Origin of the sequence: Mesorhizobium sp. M8A.F.Ca.ET.057.01.1.1 (genome assembly GCF_003952565.1) — a bacterium.
Lineage (GTDB): Bacteria > Pseudomonadota > Alphaproteobacteria > Rhizobiales > Rhizobiaceae > Mesorhizobium.
Genome location: NZ_CP034454.1, coordinates 2523317 through 2543843, shown reverse-complemented (window position 1 = coordinate 2543843; position 20527 = coordinate 2523317). Strand labels below are relative to the sequence as shown.

The window sequence follows — 20527 nt, the reverse complement described above, 5'->3', positions numbered from 1 at the left end:
AATTGCATCGATAACGAGAGGCACATTCCCATGCGACATCCCGACACCCTCATTCTCGTCAGCCACCCCCTTTGCCCCTATGTCCAGCGCGCCGCGATCTCGCTGGCCGAGAAGGGCGTACCGTTCGAGCGCGTCGACATCGACCTCGCCGACAAGCCGGACTGGTTCAAGGCGATCTCGCCACTCGGCAAGGTGCCGCTGCTGCGCGTGCGGCAAGATGGCGACGAGACGATAATGTTCGAATCGGCGGTCATCCTCGAATTCCTCGAGGAGACGCAGGCCAATCCCCTTCACCCTGCCGACCCCTATGCCCGCGCCCGGCATCGTGCCTGGATCGAGTATGGCTCAGCTATCCTCAACGCCATTGGCCGGTTCTATTCAGCGCCGAGCGAGGCCGGCTTCCTCGCCGAATCCAGCGCGCTGTCGGCCATGTTTGGCCGCCTTGAGGCTGAACTCGCGGACGATACCCCGCGGAGCGGGCCATGGTTCGCTGGCAGCCGCTTTTCCCTCGTCGATGCCGTCTACGGTCCGGTCTTCCGCTATCTCGACACATTCGACCAGATCGGCGATTTCGGCATTCTGGACGGCAAGCCACGGGTCCAGGCCTGGCGCAAGGCATTGAGCGAACGCGCCTCGACCAGGGGCGCCGTCGCGCCTGACTATGCGCAGCGCCTGCGCCAGTTCCTGCGCGCGAAAAGCGCGTTTCTCTCGACCCTGATCCCATCGGATGATCTGGCCGGTCCGCTTCCTTTAGCCCGATCCGCCTGAAGGGATCGATCGCGGCGGCCGTGCCCAACCGTATCAGTTCTCGAACATGACGAAGGCCGCCCAGACTCGCGGATCCTGCGCGCCGGCAATCTTGCCGTCGCGGGCGTCGCGGCGGGTCTGCCGCAGCGCCTGCGAATAGGTTTGGCCACTAGCAAGTTGGCCGTAGAAGCCGGTCATGAACGCTGCAGTGCCGGCGTCATCCACCGGCCAAAGCGTCAGCAGGGAGCGCTTCGCACCGGCAATATTGATGGCTGTCGGCAGACCGCGCAGGCCGCCGACGAAGGTCTCTTCGCCCCGCGCCGTCTCACAGGCCGACAGCACCAGCAGGTCGAGATCAGACAGGTCCCAATTCATGATCTCCATGCCGTAGAGCCTGTTATCGTCGTCGTCGCGTTTCATCGATTGCCGGTCGCCGGACCGCGACAGCACGACCTGGCTCTGCCACAGTGCATTGAGGGCGCTGGTCCCGCCTTCCGCCTCGTCGCGGTAGGCGCCGTGCGTGGCAAGATGCGCCAGGGTCGCCTGCTCCATGTCCTGGCGTAGCGCCCGTTCGCCGGCCGCGTCTCCCGTGAGCACCTCCGTCGAATAATTGTCGTGGCGCAGGATCGAGGCAATTGAGTCGACTTCCTTCCGGGTCCCAGGAAGCGGCTCGGCGCCGTTCTCCGCGCCGCGCGCATAGTTGAGGCCGCCGGCCAGAACAGCCTTGCCGTTCCTCGGCAGGCTTTGGTCGGCCCCAACGTTCAGCAGCGCCTCCGGCCGTGTCAGCATGCGCACATCGAAGCGGACATCGAGCGTGGCGCCCATGCGATCCCGCAGCAGCGGAAACGGTACCGAGAACAGCTTGCCGTCAGGCACCACGAAAAGTGTATCCGCCCCCGCGAGCGAGGATTCCAGCGGCGCGATGAGGCCGGCATAGAGCCCGGTAAAGGTGGCGTCGAGGTCGACCATCGGCACGGCGCCGCGCGCCTGCCCCGAGCGGCTCGATCGCAGGTCCGCCATGCGGGTCGCCCGGGCGGCGGGAATGAGCCGGCGCGGATCGCCGAGGTCGAACATCCGCGACGGCTGATCCTTGCGGGTGACGATCGCGTAAAGGCGCTCGTCTTCCAGCGGATCGGCACTCTCCCGATCGGCTCGCCACTTGCGGGTGATGAAATAGTCGATCAGCCCCTGGTTGGGCTTCAACAAGGTGTCGGCCGACGGCAGCGGCTTGTCGACCATGCTTTGGCTGAAACTGTATCCGGCCATGACCTTGGCGGTGGCCTTTTGGTACGCCGCCTCAACCTGGTCGGGCTGCACCGCACCCGGGTCATCGGAACTGTCGCCGCTGGAAGCAGCCTCCTGATAGGCCAGGGACAACCGGATCCCGGTGTCGATCAGATGCCGTGTAGCCGTGTCGCTCGGGTCGATGAGGCGGGACAGCCTGCGTAAAAGATCTCGCTTCTCGTTTTCAAGTGTCGGCCAGCGGCGCACGGCTTCCGCGAACGCCGGTACTGCCGACGCATTGTCCTTTGCGAGGCGCGCGTAGTCGTGGAGCATGTCGTCGGCCAAGGCGCGGCTGGCCTCGGCCACGATCGGGTTGCCGGCCGTGCTGACCTGGAACCAGTTCCAACGCAGCATGTCTTCATCGAGAGCCGCGAGGTCGGCTGCCGCCGCGACGGGATTCGTCTTGGCCTTGAGATTGGCGATAGCCTGCCGCGCCGCAAACGTCAGCGGATGCACCGGCCCATATGTCGATCCGGCGATGCTGCGGGCCTGCTCGAGTTCGCCCATACTGTTTTGCGTGTCGCCCACGGCGGCGAAATGTGCGGCGAGCATGTTGGCGATCTTGATTGCGAGTATTTCGGGATAACTGGAGTCCGTGGTCAGTTGTCGCAGCCGCGCCAGCGTCGGCTCGTCAAGCGGCTGCGTGCCGGAGAGCGCCCTGGTGTAGAGCAGCCAGCCGTCGGCCTGCTCGACCAGATTGCCTTCCTGCCTGAGAACGACCGCAATGTCGCGGTCTTGCTGGAAATAGCGCAGGGCCTCGTCGTATTTGCCAAGGTCCAGATAGTCCTGCGCGGTATTGTTGGCGCTGACCAAAACGTTGAAGTGGTTTGGCCCGTAATAGCCGATACGTTTGTCCAGCACGGCCAAATCGTACTGCAAGGCCCGGATCGGCGCTCCCATCTGGCGCAGCATGTCGGCCAGGTTGTTCTCCAGCTTCCAGATGAAACGATCATCCGTGCCGGTTACCCTCTGGGCCAGCTTCAAATTGCGCTGCTCGATATTGATCGCAGAAGCGATTTGACCGAATGCGGCGACCCCCGTCGCCAGCACATCGTTGGCATACAGCAGTTCCTGGGATTCCTGGCCGTGGTAATGGGCATAGAGATTGGTTGCCGCCGCGCACATTGAAACGAAGCCCTGATAGTCCTTCTCGGCCTGTTTCAGCATCGCGTAGTTGAGGTAGAAATCGCCGCGCTTCGCGATATCCTGCTGCATCGCCCTGGTTTTCAGACCCTCAGCGAAAATCTCTTCGGCATTGTCGAGTATCTGGTTGTTGAGGAACGTTGCACCGGCGCTCGAGTAACTCTCGACCGTGAAATCGTAGAAGTCGCTTCTGGCGGCATCGAGCAGCGTAGCCCGCAATTGGGCATAGCCTTCGTCAAAGCGTCCCGCATCCATCATCAGCTTGTAGGCCGCGTCGATGCGGCCTTTCAGAGCCTCTTCGCTGTTTGCCGGCGCCTGCTGACCGGCCTGGCTTGGAGTCTGTGCTTGCGCCCGAGGCAAGGGCGCCACTGTAGCCAACGTCACCAGGACGGCGGCAGCGATGCGCATCAGACCCGGTGACTTTCGCGCTGGAGACATGACACACATACGGATCGGCTGGGGCGAAAAACTCTACGATGCGGTCGTATCATGACCTGGATTTTGTCCAAAACCCCAATGCGCTTCGGCAAGCCCTGCCCGCCTGAACGGATCGATCACCGTGCCGGCCACCATCGAGGCGAGGAACCGCGGCGCCGGCGGGATTTTGGCGATCGTCGCCACCAGCCTGTCGCGGATGAACGGCAGCGCCAGGGAATCCGACTGGTAGAAGGGCGTGAATGCCAGCGACAGTGCCTGGAAGGTCCGCACATGCCAGCGCCGCGCTCTCGCATAGGTTTCAAGCGCTGCCTCCACGCCGTCCGCTCGCGCCAGTGCATGGCTGAGCGCCGCGGCGTCGAGCAGCGCCATGTTGGCGCCCTGGCCAAGCTGCGGGCTGGTCGAATGCGCGGCGTCGCCGATCACGGCCAGCCGCCGGCCAACCGGAAATTTCATCGTATGGTGGCCGTAGCGGGCCAGCGAGAGTTGGTCGAAACTGTCGATCTGGCTGGTGAACGCCTCGGCGTGCGGCCACAGCCGCAAGACCCGCTCCTTCCAGGCATCGATACCGAGGTTGCGCACGGCATCGGCGGCCGCCGGTTTCAGGCTCCAGAAGAAAGCCGCCATCCTTTCGGCATCGGGTTCCGGCCGGCCGATCGGCAGCACGCCGATCATGACGCTGGCCTTGTCGTAGCGCTGCAAAAGCGCGTGCTCGTCAAAGCCCTCGCCTCGCCAATCCAGCGATGCCCAGAATGCGCCATAGGTGAGTGGTCGTGGTGCTCTAGCATTGCCGGCGCAGTGCCGCAGTTTCGAGCGTGCGCCGCTGGCATCGACGACCAGATCGAACGGACCTGCCCTTCGCCCGCCGCTGCGGATCAACGTCGCCCGTTCGCCGGTCTCCAGAGTCTCAATTTCGACGCCGGTTTCGATCGGAATCGCCTCGCGTTGCGCCGCACGGAAGAGCACGCCGAACAGGGCGGCCCGGTGCACCGCCAGGCCGAAGCGGCCGCCCTGCTGTGCGTCGTAGCGGACATCGAGCACGGTGCGGCCGGTCGAGGCATCGGCGCCATGCAGCCGGTCGATGCGGGCGCCAAGTGCCATGATATCATCGAGCAGGCCGAGATCGGCCAGCACCGTCAGCCCGGTCGGCTGCAGGATCAGCCCGGAGCCGACCGGCCTGGGTTCCTCGAAGCGTTCGAAGACGGTGACCCTGTAGCCGGCGCGCTTGAGGTAAAGCGCCATGGCCAGCCCTGCCGGACCGGCGCCTGCAATTGCGATGTCGTAGGAAATGCCGATGCCCCCAAGCCGAACTGGCCGGGACAATCCTTCAGCCGCCGGGCGAAATCAAGTCACCGAGCCGCACTGTCCGGTTGTTCAAGCCTGGGTCGCGTCGAAGGCAGTGCGCGCGTCGCGCACCGCGTCATGGTTGTTTTCAGCCCACTGCAACAAATACTGCAAAGCGTCGAACATCGAGCGCCCAAGGTCGGTCAGGCTGTATTCCACACTCGGCGGCTTGGTTGGGAACACTTCGCGACGCACATAGCCGTCGCGCTGCAGATCGTAGAGCGTCTGGGTCAGCATGCGCTGCGAAATGTCGGGAACCAGCCGCCGCAGTTCGCCGAAGCGATAGGGCTGCTCGGCCAGGGCCGCCGTCAACAGCGAACTCCATTTGCCATTGAGCCCCTGGATGACGTCGCGGACCGGGCAATCGGCAATATTTCCGCCGTCGGTCATCGCTTTGTAGACTTCGAGTTTGGATCTCAGATTGACGGTCCGGCTGTCCATGGTTGGTTCCTTGCCTGTGCCTACCTCCCCAAAAACTGCCTTCTTTACGGCATCGGGTCAATTCCTATTTTAGTGCTGGTCTCTTTTTGAGACCACCACTCGAACCGCCCTTCCGGCGCAAAGTCAGGATCCCCCATGACCGCAACTCTTCTCGTCACCGGCGCGTCCGGCCAGCTCGGCCGCAGCGTCATCAACCATCTGCTGGACACGTTGGAGATACCGGCGGCCCGGATCATCGCCACGACCCGCACGCCCGCCAATCTTGCCGACCTGTCGGCGCGCGGCGTCACTGTTCGCGCGGCCGACTTCGACGATCAGGCCTCGCTTGCCAAAGCCTTCGCCGGCGCCGACCGGGCGCTCATCATTTCGACCAATGAGCTGGCGATCCAGGGAAAGCGCCGCGAACAGCAGCTCGCCGCAGTCGCGGCAGCCAAGCAGGCGGGCATCGCCCACCTGCTTTACACCTCGATGCCCAACACCGAGCCGGGGTCGCCGGTGCTCTTCGCGCCAGACCACTACGACACGGAACAGGCGATCAAGGCGAGCGGCATTCCCTACACGATCTTCCGCAATGGCTGGTACGACGAGAACCTGTTCACGGCGATGCCGCAAATCCTCGCATCGGGCCAATGGTATACGTCCGCGGCCGACGGCGCCATTTCCTACGGCGCGCGTAACGATCTCGCCGCGGCCATAGCCGCGGGGCTGGCTTCGGACGACACCGAAAGCACGACTTACACGCTGACTGGCCCCAAGGCCTATACACCAGCCGAAGTCGCCGCACTCGTCACCGAAGTCACCGGCAAGCCGATCCAGGTCGTCCAGCTCTCCGACGAAGCGCTGACCGAGGGGATGAAGGCAGCCGGGCTTCCCGAGCCGATCGCCAAGCTTCTGGTGTCCTTCGATGCCGCCACGCGCGCCGGCGACCTTGGCATGGTAACGGACTCGGTGGAGACCCTTTCCGGCCGGAAGTCGGTCCCGCTGAAGCAGTTCCTCGAGGCCAACAAGGCCGCGCTGGCCGGCTGAAACCCGCGCGGCGGGGAAGTATTTCTTCCGCCGCGCTATTTCGGGGTCTTGACCAGCCCAAGCCGAACCAGGCTCTCTCCGGTGGCGGCCAGCGCGTCCTCGCGCGAGCGCGGCGCCCAGCCGAGCATGCGCACCGCCTTGGCGTTGGTCGCGTTCTTGACCTTGCCGAGTTCCGTCACGAGCTGCGCGGCTTCCGCGTTGAAAAGCCCCACCACCCGCACCAGCCAATCGGGAAGCTCCCGCGTCGAGACACGCGAGGCGGCCGCGCCGAGCCGCGTCTTCACGGTCTGCGCGATCTCCCGCACGGTCATGAAATCGCCGGCGACAGCCAGAAACCGCTCGCCCTTGGCAACGGGATTGGTCATGGCGCGCACATGCAGGTCCGCCACGTCGCGCGCGTCGACCACGCCGAAGGACAGGCGCGGCAACCCCGGCATGGCACCGTCCATCATGCGCTGGACGAATGCGGTGGAGGTCGAATGGTCGGCCCCCAGGACAGGCCCGAAAATGCCGACCGGATTGACGACCGCCAGCTCCAGGCTGCCACCCTCGGCGGCGATGAAATCCCAGGCCGCGCGTTCGGCGAGCGTCTTCGACCTCACATAGGCGCTGACCTTGGCCGTCGGATCGGTCCAGCTCTCCTCGGTGAAGGGGCGGCCGTCCGGCGGCATCTTGCCGTAGCCGATAGCGGCGAAGGACGAGGTCAGCACGACGCGTTTGACGCCGGCGTCTCGCGCCGCCCTGAGCACGCGCAAAGCGCCTTCGCGGGCCGGGATGATCAGGTCATCCTCATCCTTCGGCACGCCGGGGGAAATGGCGAGGCGACATGCAGGACGTAATCGCAGCCGGCGACCGCTTGCGGCCAGCCGGCGTCGCTCATCAGGTCGGCCATGGCAAAGGAAAGCCTATCGCCGGGCTCGGCGCCACCGGCCTCGCCAGCCTTCAGCATGGCCAGAACATCGGCTTCACGCCTGGCGGTGCGCACGGTCGTACGCACGCGGCAGCCCGCCTTCAGCAGGGCAAGGATACAGTGAGCGCCGAGGAACCCCGATCCGCCGGTGACAAGCACCAATTCGCCGCTCATCCCCCGCCTCCCGTTCAGGCCGAGGCGATCGACCTCGTCAGATCGCGACCTGCGTACCGATTTCTACCACACGTCCGGTTGGAATCTGGAAATATTCGGTGGCGTCGGCGGCCGTGCGCGCCAGGCCTATGAACAGCCGGTCCTGCCATACCGGCATGCCGGAATTGGGCGAAGCCTTCAGCGAGCGCCGCGACAGGAAGAAGGACGTCGTCATGATGTCGAACTTCCAGCCCTGCTTGCGGCAGATCGCCAGCGCGCGCGGAATGTTGGGCTGCTCCATGTAGCCGAAGGTCAGCGTCACCCGCATGAAGAGCTCGTTTACCGTCTCCATCTTGACCCGCTCGCTGTCGGGCACCACCGGCTGCGGGGCGGTCACCACCGAAAGGATGACGTTCTGCTCGTGCAGCACCTTGTAGTGCTTCAGGCTGTGCATCAGCGCGGTCGGTGCGCTGAGCGGATCGCTGGTCAGGAACACGGCGGTGCCCGAGACCAGCTGCGGCTTCTTCTTCAGCAGGTTGCCGGCGAGGAAATCGAGCGGGATCTCGTTGCGGCGGGTCTTGTCGAAGAGATAGCGGCTACCGCGCACCCAGGTCCACATGCCCAGCACGATGGTCAAGGCCACGACCAGCGAAGCCCAGCCGCCTTCGAACACCTTGACGATGTTGGAGGCGAAGAAGCCGATGTCGATGAAGGCGAACAGCACGGTCAGCGGGATCGCCACCGACAGCTTCCACTTCCAGATACGGGTCATGACGACATAGAGCAGCACCGTGGTCACCAGCATGTTGCCGGTCACCGAGATACCGTAGGCAGAGGCCAGCTTGCTGGACTCTCCGAAGCCGACCACCAGCATCATCACCACCAGGGCCAGCAAAAGGTTGACGCGCGGCATGTAGATCTGGCCGGACTGCTTTTCCGACGTGTGCAGGATTTCCAGCCGCGGCAGCATGTTGAGCTGCACCGCTTGGCGGGTCAGCGAAAAAGCCCCTGAAATGACCGCCTGGCTGGCGATGACGGTAGCCGCCGTTGCCAGCACCACCATCGGGATCAGCGCCCAACCTTCGTTCATTTCGAAGAATGGATGGCCGACCACGCCGTTCTTCGCCAGCACGAAGGCACCCTGGCCGGCGTAATTCAACAGCAGACAGGGGAAGACGATCGAAAGCCAGGCAAGCACGATCGGTTTGCGGCCGAAATGGCCGAGATCGGCATAGAGCGCTTCCGCGCCGGTGACGGCAAGGAAGATCGCGCCGATCGTCACGAAGGCGACGTCGGGCGAATGGATCAGGAAAGCGACGATATAGTGCGGGCTGATCGCCCACAGGATTTCCGGATCGGCGATGATGTGCTTGAGGCCGGAAAGGCCGATGGCCAGGAACCAGATCGCGGTCACCGGGCCGAAGACCAGTCCCACGCCGCCGGTGCCGAAACGCTGAACCGCAAACACCATGGCGAGGATGACCAGCGTCAGCGGCACGACATAGGGCTGGAAGGTGGGGGTGACGACATTCATGCCCTCGACCGCCGACAGCACTGAAATCGCCGGGGTAATGACAGCGTCACCGAAAAACAGCGAGGCGCCGACGATGCCGATGCCGAGCATCAGCGCCGAGCGCTTCGGAAAACTGCCGCGCGCCAGTGCCATCAGCGACAACACGCCGCCCTCGCCGCGATTGTCGGCGCGCAGCACGAACATGATGTATTTGATGGTGACGATGATCGTCAGCGACCAGATGATCAGCGACAAAACGCCAAGAATGTCGCCACGGTCGGCGACTTGCCCACCCGACGACGCGACCAGCGCCTCGCGGAACGCATAGATCGGGCTGGTGCCGATATCGCCATAGACGACGCCCAGCGCGCCCAGCATCAACACCTTGGTGCTGTGCTGCTCGATTTCGGGATGACTCGATTGGTCGACGGGTTCTGCCTCACTACCAGCATTGGCAAGGGCCATGTACGACACTCCGATAAACGCGCGGTGCTCTACGCTTGCTGCAATGCAATATCAAGTGCCGTCGCGTGATGGCTCCCATGCCGGCAACGCTAAGCTCCTTGGGAAATGGCCTGTAATCCAATGGTCGCGGACTGAATTCGCGGCTGCGGGGCACGGCGCGCGCCCATAAGATCTGCCGTATCTGCCTTAAATAGCGACTTGCGTGCCGATTTCCACGACACGTCCGGTCGGGATCTGGAAATATTCGGTCGCATCGGCCGCCGTACGGGCCAGACCGATGAACAGCCGGTCCTGCCACACCGGCATGCCGGAATTGGGCGAGGCCTTGAGCGAGCGCCGCGATAGGAAGAAGGACGTCGTCATGATGTCGAACTTCCAGCCCTGCTTGCGGCAGATCGCCAGCGCGCGCGGGATATTGGGCTGCTCCATGTAGCCGAAGGTCAGCGTCACCCGCATGAACAGCTCGTTGACCGTCTCCATCTTCACCCGCTCGCTGTCGGGCACCACCGGCTGGGGAGCGGTGACCACCGAAAGGATGACGTTCTGCTCGTGCAGCACCTTGTAATGCTTCAGGCTGTGCATCAGCGCGGTCGGTGCGCTCAAGGGATCGCTGGTCAGGAACACGGCGGTGCCAGACACCAGGTGCGGCTTCTTCTTCAGCAGGTTGCCGGCGAGGAAATCGAGCGGGATCTCGTTGCGGCGGGTCTTGTCGAACAGATAGCGGGTGCCGCGTATCCACGTCCACATGATCAGCCCCATCAAGCTGGCAACGGTGATCGAGACCCAGCCGCCTTCCACGATCTTCACGACATTGGCCAGGAAGAAGCCGCTGTCGATGATACCGAACAGCAAAGTCAGCGCCAGGGCGAGCGCCAGCTTCCATTTCCAAAGCTTGCGCATCACCACGAACAGCAGGATCGTCGTCATCAGCATTTCACCGGTCACCGAGATGCCGTAGGCGGAAGCCAGCGAACTCGAACTGCCGAAACCGACCACCAGCAGCATGACGCCCATCGCGATGAGCAGGTTGACGCGCGGCATGTAGATCTGCCCGGACTGCATTTCCGACGTATGCTGCACCTCGATGCGTGGCAGAAGGTTGAGCTGCACCGCCTGGCGGGTGAGCGAAAAAGCCCCTGAAATGACCGCCTGGCTGGCAATGACCGTGGCGGCCGTTGCAAGTCCCACCATCGGCATCAGCGCCCAGTCAGGCAACATCTGGAAGAACGGGTTGGTCGGTTTTCCGTCATTGGCGAGCACAAAGGCGCCCTGCCCGAAATAGTTGAGCAGCAGGCAGGGAAACACCACGGAAAACCATGCCAGCACGATCGGCTTGCGTCCGAAATGGCCGAGATCGACATAAAGCGCCTCGGCCCCGGTCACGGCCAGGAACACCGCGCCGACAGTGACGAAGGCGGCGGTGGGTGTGCTGGCCAGATAGGCAACCGCGTAATAGGGATTGATGGCCAGCAGGATCGATGGGTCATCCATCAAGTGGTAGATGCCCGCGACGCCGATGGCCAGGAACCACAGCGCCGTCACCGGCCCGAACACCGCCGCTACTTTTCCCGTCCCGAATCGCTGCACCGAGAACAGGATGGCAAGGATGAGCAGCGTGATCGGCACGACATAGGCGTCCAGCGCCGGGGTCACCACCGTCAGGCCTTCGACCGCCGACAGCACCGAGATGGCCGGCGTTATGATCGAATCGCCGAAAAACAGCGCCGCGCCGCAAAGGCCGATCACGAGGATCAGTCGAGCGCCCTTGGGATAGGCGCTGCGTGCCAGCGACATCAGCGACAGCGTGCCGCCTTCCCCCTTGTTGTCGGCACGAAGCACGAAGGCGACGTATTTGATGGTCACGATGATCGTCAGCGCCCAGACAATCAGCGACAAAACGCCAAGCACGTGAACGCGCGTATCGATGCCCGGCGAAGCGTGAAGCGCCTCGCGAAAGGCGTAGATCGGACTTGTGCCTATATCGCCATAGACGACGCCGAGCGCGCCCAGCATCAGAACCTTGGTGCTGTGCTGCTCAACCTCGGAACGGCTCGATTGCTCGACGGTTTCAGCCTCGCTAACGCGACTGGCAAGGTCCATGGACCACTCCCCGACAAGCGCGCAGTGCCTCACGCATGCTGCGATGCGGTGTCAATTGCACGCTATGGCTGCCATACCTGCAAAGCGAAGCCCTACCCCCTACCAGCCGCAGGCTCTGAGAAACCGACCCACCGTGCCGGCCATGCCATACTCCAACGCGTCCGCTGTCAACCCATGTCCGATCGACACTTCGGCCAATGCCGGAACACGCCTTGCCAGCGCGGGCAGATTGGCCACCGTCAGATCGTGTCCGGCGTTGACCTGAAGGCCGGCGGCGAATGCCGCGTCAGCGGTTTTCCCCAATCTTTCCAATTCTTTGGCCGCCTTACCGGAATCGGAATGGTAGCTGCCATAAGGGCCGGTATAGAGTTCAATACGATCGGCGCCCGTATCGCGAGCGGCCCCTATGCCGGTGGGATCCGCGTCGGAAAACAGCGAGACCCTGAAACCGCCCTTCTTCAGACGCCTGACAACAGGCGTCAGGAACCCCGCATCGGCGATGAAGTTCCAGCCGTGATCAGAGGTTGCCTGTGCCGGATCGTCGGGCACCAGCGTCACCTGTTCGGGCTGATTCTTCTCCACCAGCGCCAGGAAATCCTCGCTTGGGTAGCCCTCGATATTGAATTCCGCCTGCGGGAACTCATCGTCGATCAGCGCCCTGATCAGGGGCAGGTCGGAATGCCTTGTGTGACGTTCGTCGGGGCGCGGATGCACCGTCAGCCCATGCGCTCCGGCGGCAAGGGCAAGGCGGCCGATACCGATCACATCGGGCCATGGCAGGTCGCGCCGGTTGCGCAGCATGGCGATGGCGTTGAGGTTGACGGAAAGCTTGGCGGGCATGGGCTTGGCGTCCGTGAAACAGTCGATCGAGGCGCGCCACGCTCATTCGTTGCGGCACGGCGCATTTGAAACAGCGCATCTATAGCGTCTTTGACGGGAACAGATAGGGCCTTTCCGGTGTTCCAGAAGACCAACATATTCCGTGAAAGGGAGGCACCGCCTTGAATTTCCTCCAATCCGTGCCGGCGATCCGCCGCATCGACACCAGCCGCGACGACCTCCTTGCCATCGATGTGGTCGGCCATGTCTCGGCAGCCGATGCCGAGAACCTGTTCGGCCTGCTGGAGGCGGCCTATGCGCTCCATCCGAGAATCGACGTGGCCGTGCGCATAGTCGATCACGAGGGCGTCGACTGGGGCGATATCTCCGATGAGACCATCAAGAAGGGTGCCGTCCACGCATTGGAACATATTGGCCGTTGCGCGGCCATCGGCGCGCCTGACTGGACGCCGAACGCACGACAGGCCTTACCCGCTTCGTCGCCTGTCGAATTCAGGCATTTCAAGATCGAGGACGAAGCCGCTGCCTGGGAGTGGCTCCGGGCGCGGCCGACGGGCGAAGAGGCCACGGCCGCTCCAGAAAGGGAATGAAACGGTTCTCCCGGCTGCCGCCGACCCCTTCTATCTGACGATGGTCAGCCGTTCGGCGGCCCGGGTTATGGCTGTATAAAGCCAGCGCTGGCGCGTTTCCTTGAAAGCCCAGCTCTCGTCGAACAGCACGATCTCGTTCCACTGCGAACCCTGCGCCTTGTGCACCGTCAGCGCATAGCCATAGTCGAAATCGTCGAAGCGCTTCTTCTGCTGCCAGGGGATATCGGCATCGGGATCCTCGAACGCCGCCTTGAGCAGCTTGATCTTGGCGACGCCACGATCCGGATCGTCCTCTTCGGGCGACACCAGAAGGTTGATGCCGGGCTTCACCGTCTCGCGCGACGAGGTCATCACCTTCCACAGCGAACCGTTGAGCAACCCCTTGGCGGGATCGTTGCGCAGGCAGACCAGTTTGTCGCCCGCTTGTGGATAATCGGCATTGAAGCCCTTGAGCTCGCGCAGGCGCTGGTTGTAGCGCCGCCGCGTGCGGTTGGTGCCGACCAGCACCTGGTCCGCTTTCAGCACCAGTTCCTGGTTGACGTCTTCCTTGCCGATCACCTGCGCGGTGCCATAGTCGCCGCGCATGAATTCGCGGCCCTCACGCACATCGAGCGCCAGCCGCAGGATCGGATTGTCGCGCGCCTGCCGGTGGATTTCGGTCAGCAAAAAGTCCGGCTCATGATCGGTGAAGAAGCCGCCCCCCGAGATCGGCGGCAACTGGCCGGGATCGCCCAGCACCAGGATCGGCGTGCCGAAACTCATCAGGTCGCGGCCAAGCTGCTCGTCGACCATAGAGCATTCGTCGATGACCACCAGTTTCGCGCGCGAGATCGGGCTCTGCCGGTTGAGCGAAAAGGTCGGCGACATCGAGGTCTTGCCGGTCACCTCGTCGGCCACCGATTCCTCGCCCTTGGGCCGGTAGATCAGCGAATGGATGGTGCGCGCGTTGACCGCGCCCTTGGAACGCAGCACTTGCGCCGCCTTGCCGGTGAAGGCGGCGAACTGCACCTGCCCGTCGACATGTTCGGCGAAATAGCGCGCCAGCGTCGTCTTGCCTGTGCCGGCATAGCCGAACAGCCGGAACAGCTGCGGCTGGCCCGCCTGGAGCCAGCGGGCGACCGCCTGCAGCGCCTCGTCTTGTTGGGGTGAAAATTCCATCAGATCGTGTGACCGGATTCGCGAGGCAAAGACAAGACAGCCGCCATCATCAACGACACAGCCGATGGCGAACTCCCCCTGCGGTTCAGGCTATCAGCCGCAGCCAAGAACGTAAAGGGAACGAAAAGGGTGACCGTGCACCTCAGTTGGCAGCGCGCGGATCGTTCTCCAGCAGGATCGGCTTGCCATGTGGCGTGGCATGCGCGGCGCGCTCCCAAGCCTGCGCCATCGCGTCGACATCAGGCTTGGCGGCCAGCCCCTTGGAGGCGAGCAGACTTTCCAGCGCCGCCAGCCAATGCTCGTAATAGTCATGGCCGTCCGCCGCGGCATCTGGCTTCTTCACCTCGGCCGACAGGGCATCCGCCCATTCGCTCCACGAAAACAGGCCCTTGTCGTGCAGCGCCACCGTCATGGCGAAGGCTTCCGCCTGCCAGGGCTCGGCAAACACCGGTGCGTCGAGGCCAGCGGGCAAACTGGTGGCGGCCCCCTTCGCTTCAGGCCGGCTCAAGATAGCTCTCCCAGGCGTCGATCGAGACGGTCAATGTCGGGTCGGCGCCCTCGCCCCAGATCTCGCTCCCGTCGAAGACCACGGTGTAGACCCATTGCGGGTTCTCGCCTTGCCCGTGAGCGTTGCTGTCGGGAAAGACGAAGCCGTCGCGCACCGCCTCGATCGTGCCCTGCTTGTCGCGCGCATAGCGCGGCAGTCTGGTATGGCCGGTCGGGTTGAAGTTTCTGGTCCGCACCGAATCACCAGCCTTGAAGCGCGGCGCGGTCTCGACCGGCCGGTCGCACGGGCCGCCCTTGGCCAGCACGGCCGGGACATTTTCCGCCTTCAGCACTCTTTTGGGCGTCGCCGCCGGATCGACCGCGTCGGCTGCCCTGAGGTCGCGCTCGCTGACGAAGCCGTGCCGCTTGAGCAAGGTCTCCAGCGCCTTGATCCAGATCTGGTAGTAGCTGGAGCCGTAGTAGTCGGCCGGATGCAGCGATTCCCGCGCATGCCGGCTCTCGTCGATGTTCCAGGCGCCCATGGCGCCGGCGCACAGCGTCACGCCAAGCGCCCGGCGCTCCCAGTCGGCATGGAAATAAGGCTCGTCCTTCTCCGGCGCGACCGGGCCGAACCCCATCTGTCCGCCAAGATCCTGGGGGCCATTCATGCGGGCATCCCCTTATCCGGCCCGTGGGCCAGCGCGGTGCCGATCATGGCATCGCGGCTTACCAGCTCGGCCAGCCGCTCCTCGCTCCAGCCTTCGGTGCCTTCCGGCCGCATCGGCACCACGAGATAGCGCAGTTCCGCCGTTGAATCCCAGACGCGTATCTTCGTCTCGGCCGGCAGGGAGAGCCCGAATTCCTCGAGCACGCCGCGCGGATCGATCACCGCGCGCGACCGATAGGGCGGCGCCTTGTACCAGACCGGCGGCAAGCCAAGCACCGACCACGGGTAACAGGAGCACAGCGTGCAGACGACGAGGTTGTGGGTGTCCCCGGTGTTGAACACCGCCTGCATGTGTTCGCCCTGCCGGCCGGTATAGCTGAGCGACTCGATCGCTGCCGTCGCATCGCGCTTCAGCCACTCGGCATAGGCGGAATCGTTCCAGGCCTTCGCCACCACCCTGGCGCCGTTGCGTGGACCGATCTTGGTCTCGTAGGTATCGACGATGACGTCGATCGCGGCTGGATCGATCAGCCCCTTGCGGGTCAGGATAGTTTCGAGCGCCCGAACCCGCGCGGCAAACGGATCGAGTTCGTTGTCGTGGTCATGATCGTGGGACATGATGGCAAATTACGGTTCCGACCCGCCCGCCGCAAGCTTCATGGCTTGGGCCAACGGGACCGGAGCTTTGTCCGTCTGCTACTCGGCGGCCGTTTTCTGCGGCTCGCCAAGGATGTCGTCATTGGTGCCGAACAGCGAAGGCTGATCGCCATCCTCGACCACATGCAGCTCGGCTTTGCGCTTCGGCATGAGCCCGGCCAGCCAGCCCGAGAAATTCTCCATGTAGACATAGATCACCGGTGTCACGAACAAGGTCAGCGCCTGCGAAGCAAGCAGGCCGCCGACGACGGCGACGCCCAGCGGCTGGCGCAGTTCCGCGCTGGCGCCGGTGCCGAGCGCGATCGGGAACGTGCCCATCAGTGCTGCCAGCGTCGTCATCATGATCGGCCTGAACCGCATCAGGCAGGCCTTGTGGATGGAGTCCGTGGCCGACATGCCTTCTCGTCGCAGTTCGAGCGCGACATCGACCATCATGATGCCGTTCTTCTTGACGATGCCGATCAGCATCAGGATGCCGATCACCGCGATGACGGACAGATCCATGCCGGCGAAGCGCAAGGCAACGACCGCCCCGAGCACAGCCGACGGCAGGCCGGTCAAGATGGTGAGCGGGTGGATGAAGCTCTCATACAGAATGCCGAGCACGATATAGATGGTCAGGATGGCGCCGCCGACCAGCAGGCCCTGGTTGGCGAGGGAATCCTGGAAGGTCTTGGCCGTGCCGGCGAAGGTGGTCGAGATCGCCGCCGGCATGCCGATCTGCTCTTTGAGCTGATCGATGCGTTTCACGCTGTCGCCGAGCGACACGCCCTGCGGCAAATTGTAGGAGACGGTGACGGCGGGCAGCTGGCCGAGCTGGTTGACCGTCAGGGCACCGGCCTTGCGGTCGACACGGGCGAAAGCGCCGAGCGGAACCAGGCTTCCGCTCGCCGTCCGCATCTGGATGGCGAGCATCCGCTCTGGCGACCATTCGATCTTGGGATCGAGTTCGGTGATGACTTCGTAGCTGTCGGCCGAACCGAAAATCGTCGAAACCTGGTCGGTGCCGAACCCGCCATAAAGCGCCGAGCGCAGCGTGTCGGTATCGATGCCGAGTTGGGCGGCCTTGTCGCGGTCCACCACCAGCGCCGCCTGCAGCGCATTGTTCTGCAGGTCGCTGGTGACATCGGCGAAGTTGGCGTGGTCGGCCGCCATGGCATCATTCATCTTCTGAGCCCAGATATCGGTCAGGCCGGTATCGAGCCCCTGGACCACCAGCTGGTAGGCGCTGGCCGACGAGCGCGAACCCAGCCTCAGATTCTGCACCGGCTGCATGTAGGTTTCGATGCCCGCCACGCCGGCCAGTTGCTTACGCAGATCCGCAAGCACCTTCTCGATATCGGGACGCTGGTCCTTGCCCTTGAGCTGGACGAAGAGCTGGCCCTGGTTGAGCGCATTGTTGCCGCTGCCCGCCGACCACGCGACGTGGTCGACATAGGGCGACTTCGAGAACACGCTGGCCACCTGCCCTTGCAGCTTGGCCATGGAGTCGAACGAAATGTCCTGGCGCGCGATGGTGGTCACCGAAATCTGGCCGATATCTTCCTGCGGGAAGAAGCCCTTAGGCGAGACCTCGATCAGCCACACCGAGGCGGCCGCAGTGCCGATGAAGACGAGGAACACCAGGAAGGTGTGCCGCAGGCAGAAGCTCAGGATCCGGTCATAGCCGCGCGTGATGAAATCGCGCTTGTGGCCGGCGCCGTGCGCCTCACGGTCGGCCTTGGTGACCGACAGCAGCCGCGAGCACAGCATCGGCGTCAATGTCAGGGACACGAACATGGAGGCCAGGATGGCGACGGTCACCACGACGGCGAATTCGTTGAAGATGCGCCCGATCACGCCGCCCATCAGAAGCACCGGGATGAATACCGCAACCAGCGAGATCGAGATCGAAATGATGGTGAAGCCGATCTCGCGCGCGCCCTTCAGCGACGCGTCGAAGGCCGACAGCCCGCCCTCCTCCATGTGGCGGAAGATGTTTTCCAACATCACGATGGCATCGTCGACGACGAGGCCGACGGCGAGCGTCAGCCCCATCAGCGAGATGTTGTCGATGGAAAAGCCGAACAGGAACATCGCGCCGAGCGTGGCGATCAGCGAGATCGGCACCGCCACGGCCGGGATGATGGTGGCCGTGACGCGGCGCAGGAACACGAAGATCACCATGACCACCAGCACGATGGTCAACAGCAGCGTGAACTGGACGTCGTCGACGGCCTGGCGGATCGAGGTCGAGCGGTCGTTGAGCAGCTTGATCTGGGCGGCCGCCGGCATCTGGTCCTGGAAGGACGGCAGCATCGCCTTGACCCGGTCGACGACGTCGACCGTGTTGGCGTCGGGCTGTCGCTGCACGGCCATGATGATGGCGCGGGTACCGTCGTACCAGCTTGCGGTCGTGGTCGTCTGCACCGAATCGACGACGCGGGTCACCTCGCCCAGCCGCACCGGGTGGCCGTTCTTGGTGGCGATGATGAGGTTGGAGAAACCGGCCGCGTCGGTAAGCTGCGTGTTGGCGGTAATGGTCAGCTGCTGCTTGTTGTTCTGCAGCACGCCGAGCGGCGTGTTGCTGTTGGCCGAAGCCACAGCCGCCTGCAGCTGATCGATCGAGATGCCCCGCGCGGCAAGCGCGGTCGGATCGATCTGAATGCGCACCGCGTATTTCTGCTGGCCGAAGATCGAGACCTGGGCCACGCCGTCGATGGTCGACAGCGATGGCGAGATGACGTTTTCGGCGAAGGCGTCGAGGTCGGTCAGCGGAACCGTATCGCTGACCAGCGACATCAGCAGGATCGGCGCGTCGGCCGGATTGACCTTGCGATAGCTCGGCGGCGACGTCATCTGCGGCGGCAGCGATTTCTGCGTGCGCGCGATCGCCGCCTGCACGTCGGCCGCGGCCGCGTCGATGTTGCGGTTGAGCACGAACTGGATGGCGATCGATGTCTGGCCGAGCGAGTTCGTGGTCGAGATGGAATCGATGCCGGCGATGGTCGCGAACTGCTTGATCAGCGGCGTCGCCACCGATGTCGCCATGGTCTCCGGCGAGGCGCCGGGCAGCGATGCCGAGACGTTTACCACCGGAAATTCGGCGCTCGGCAATGCGGCGACCGGCAGGAACTTGTAGGCGAACAGCCCGCCCAGCACGAGGGCGAACGACATCAGAAGGGTGGCGACGGGCCTGCGAATGCAGAATTCGGAGATCATTGGGCCGCCCCGCCGGCATTGGTCGCCTGGGCCACCTTGGGCGCGGCCTCCTTGCCTTCATGCACCGCGGCGCCGTCCTTCAGCCGTGTCTGGCCTTCGGTGACAACCTTCTCGCCGCTTTTCAGCCCCTGGCTGATGGCGCTGTTTTCGCCTTCGGTCAGAGCCACCTGCACCGGCCGCATCTGGACGGTGTTGTCCGGCTTGACGACATAGACGAACGGCCCCTTCTGGCTGGGCTGAACCGCGACGGTCGGAACCGAGGTCATCCGCGGCATGATGCCGGCGTCGAGCACGACATTCACATATTGGCCCGGCCACAAGGAAAGATCGGCATTGGGAATGCTTGCCCGCGTGGCGATCGTGCCCGACGCGGTGTCGACGCTGGAATCGACGAAATCGAGCGTGCCCTTGCCGATCGGCGCCGGGTCGCCGTCCTTGATCAGGGTCACGGCCCCTTGCTGCGGATTGGCCAGCGCCTGGTGCAGCAGCGCAAGGTTGCTTTCCGGAAGATTGAAGTTGACCTGCAGCGGATCCATCTGGGTGATGGTCACCAGCGGCGTCGCGGTGCTGCTGTTGCCATTGCTGACGGTCACGAGGTCGCCGACGGCGACGTTGACCGCACCCAACCTGCCCGAGATTGGCGCGGCAATGGTGGCAAAGCCAAGCTGGACATTGTCGGCGTCGATCGTCGCCTTGTCGGCATCGACAGTCGCTGCCGCCGCCTTCTGCGCGGCAACGGCCTGGTCGTAGGTCTGCTGCGTCCCGGCCTGCTTGGCGACAAGATCCTTGGCGCGCTGAAGATCGGAATTCGAGCTGGCAAGCAGCGCCTGGTCCTTGGCAAGCGTGGCCTGGTCCTTGGCGAGCTGCGCTTTCAGGGCGCGGTCGTCCAGTGAAAACAGCACGTCGCCGGTCTTCACCATCTGTCCGTCCCTGACGTCGATCGACACGATCTGGCTGGAGACGCGGGCGTTGATGTTGACCACGGCCGGAGAGGAAACGAAGCCGATGGCATAGCGGCGGATCGGAAAGTCAGCTGTCGTTGCCGTCGCCGACACGATAGAGGCCGAACGGGCGCCGCCATTGCCCTGCTTGCCGTCCGCCGGCTTGCCGGTCGTCGCCTTGTCCGTCGCGGCGACCTGCCTGGCGCCGACCATCTGCTGAGCCTTGTTCAGCGCGTCCGGCGAAACATAGAGCCAAGCCGCACCCGCACAGACGACCGCCAGCAATGAAAGAATGACTTTCCCACGCATCGACAAAAGACCTCTCCGTCCGACACGCCATAGTCAGGTGGTCGTATTCTAGCGCAATTCACGGCTCACCGCCGCGATTTCGCCGAATAGATAGGACGCGCGTTTGTCGGAAAAGGG

At 63.9% G+C, this 20527-nt stretch carries 15 protein-coding genes and 1 pseudogene; 3 read left to right on the top strand and 13 right to left on the bottom strand.

Going from position 1 to position 20527, the window contains the following annotated elements:
- Window positions 1-30 precede the first annotated feature (30 nt).
- A complete protein-coding gene (locus EJ077_RS11775; protein ID WP_208702130.1) occupies window positions 31-768 on the top strand; it encodes a glutathione S-transferase family protein in 738 nt (245 codons plus the stop codon).
- A gap of 33 nt (window positions 769-801) precedes the next feature.
- Here the strand turns inward: EJ077_RS11775 and EJ077_RS11770 are convergent, their stop codons facing one another.
- The 3 genes from EJ077_RS11770 to EJ077_RS11760 form a co-directional block, all read right to left on the bottom strand.
- The gene (locus tag EJ077_RS11770) at window positions 802-3582 is read right to left on the bottom strand and encodes a CHAT domain-containing protein (RefSeq protein WP_208702128.1); all 2781 of its coding nucleotides are present in this window, start codon (window positions 3580-3582) and stop codon (window positions 802-804) included.
- A 63-nt stretch (window positions 3583-3645) separates the two neighbouring features.
- A complete protein-coding gene (locus EJ077_RS11765) occupies window positions 3646-4932 on the bottom strand; it encodes an FAD-dependent oxidoreductase (protein ID WP_208702126.1) in 1287 nt (428 codons plus the stop codon).
- 51 nt (window positions 4933-4983) lie between these two features.
- Complete coding sequence (locus EJ077_RS11760) at window positions 4984-5394, bottom strand: winged helix-turn-helix transcriptional regulator (protein ID WP_135881855.1); 411 nt, start codon at window positions 5392-5394, stop codon at window positions 4984-4986.
- Between the two features lie 135 nt (window positions 5395-5529).
- Between EJ077_RS11760 and EJ077_RS11755 the strand changes: the two genes are divergently transcribed.
- The gene (locus EJ077_RS11755) at window positions 5530-6420 is read left to right on the top strand and encodes an SDR family oxidoreductase (protein ID WP_208702124.1); all 891 of its coding nucleotides are present in this window, start codon (window positions 5530-5532) and stop codon (window positions 6418-6420) included.
- A 35-nt stretch (window positions 6421-6455) separates the two neighbouring features.
- Here EJ077_RS11755 and EJ077_RS11750 read toward each other — a convergent pair.
- The 4 genes and pseudogenes from EJ077_RS11750 to EJ077_RS11735 all read right to left on the bottom strand — a co-directional run bounded on the left by EJ077_RS11750 (window position 6456) and on the right by EJ077_RS11735 (window position 12401).
- Window positions 6456-7504, bottom strand: a pseudogene (locus EJ077_RS11750) (SDR family oxidoreductase).
- A 37-nt stretch (window positions 7505-7541) separates the two neighbouring features.
- Entirely contained in the window at window positions 7542-9461 is a 1920-nt protein-coding gene (locus EJ077_RS11745) for a potassium transporter Kup (protein ID WP_208702122.1), read from the bottom strand.
- A gap of 186 nt (window positions 9462-9647) precedes the next feature.
- Entirely contained in the window at window positions 9648-11561 is a 1914-nt protein-coding gene (locus EJ077_RS11740; protein ID WP_208702120.1) for a potassium transporter Kup, read from the bottom strand.
- Window positions 11562-11660: 99 nt separating this feature from the next.
- Window positions 11661-12401 carry a pyridoxine 5'-phosphate synthase gene (locus EJ077_RS11735; protein WP_208702118.1) on the bottom strand — a complete coding sequence of 247 codons (741 nt, stop codon included), beginning with the start codon at window positions 12399-12401 and terminating at the stop codon, window positions 11661-11663.
- 161 nt (window positions 12402-12562) lie between these two features.
- Here EJ077_RS11735 and EJ077_RS11730 point away from each other — a divergent pair, with 161 nt between their 5' ends.
- Complete coding sequence (locus tag EJ077_RS11730) at window positions 12563-12991, top strand: STAS/SEC14 domain-containing protein (protein WP_208702116.1); 429 nt, start codon at window positions 12563-12565, stop codon at window positions 12989-12991.
- Between the two features lie 30 nt (window positions 12992-13021).
- Here the strand turns inward: EJ077_RS11730 and EJ077_RS11725 are convergent, their stop codons facing one another.
- From EJ077_RS11725 to EJ077_RS11700, 6 genes are all read right to left on the bottom strand, one after another.
- Complete coding sequence (locus EJ077_RS11725; RefSeq protein WP_127871618.1) at window positions 13022-14149, bottom strand: ATP-dependent DNA helicase; 1128 nt, start codon at window positions 14147-14149, stop codon at window positions 13022-13024.
- Window positions 14150-14291: 142 nt separating this feature from the next.
- Window positions 14292-14657 (bottom strand): nitrile hydratase accessory protein, encoded by a 366-nt coding sequence (locus EJ077_RS11720; protein ID WP_208702114.1) that lies wholly within the window; start codon window positions 14655-14657, stop codon window positions 14292-14294.
- Window positions 14644-15303, bottom strand: a complete 660-nt coding sequence (gene nthB, locus EJ077_RS11715; RefSeq protein ID WP_208702112.1) for a nitrile hydratase subunit beta — start codon at window positions 15301-15303, stop codon at window positions 14644-14646. Before nthB ends, EJ077_RS11720 begins: the two co-directional genes overlap by 14 nt.
- A complete protein-coding gene (gene nthA / locus EJ077_RS11710; protein WP_208702110.1) occupies window positions 15300-15920 on the bottom strand; it encodes a nitrile hydratase subunit alpha in 621 nt (206 codons plus the stop codon). The genes nthB and nthA overlap by 4 nt, the downstream gene beginning before the upstream one ends.
- 78 nt (window positions 15921-15998) lie before the next feature.
- Window positions 15999-19160: an efflux RND transporter permease subunit gene (locus EJ077_RS11705; protein ID WP_208702108.1), complete on the bottom strand. Its 3162-nt coding sequence runs from the start codon at window positions 19158-19160 to the stop codon at window positions 15999-16001.
- Window positions 19157-20410 carry an efflux RND transporter periplasmic adaptor subunit gene (locus EJ077_RS11700; RefSeq protein ID WP_208702106.1) on the bottom strand — a complete coding sequence of 418 codons (1254 nt, stop codon included), beginning with the start codon at window positions 20408-20410 and terminating at the stop codon, window positions 19157-19159. Before EJ077_RS11700 ends, EJ077_RS11705 begins: the two co-directional genes overlap by 4 nt.
- Between the last annotated feature and the right edge of the window lie 117 nt (window positions 20411-20527).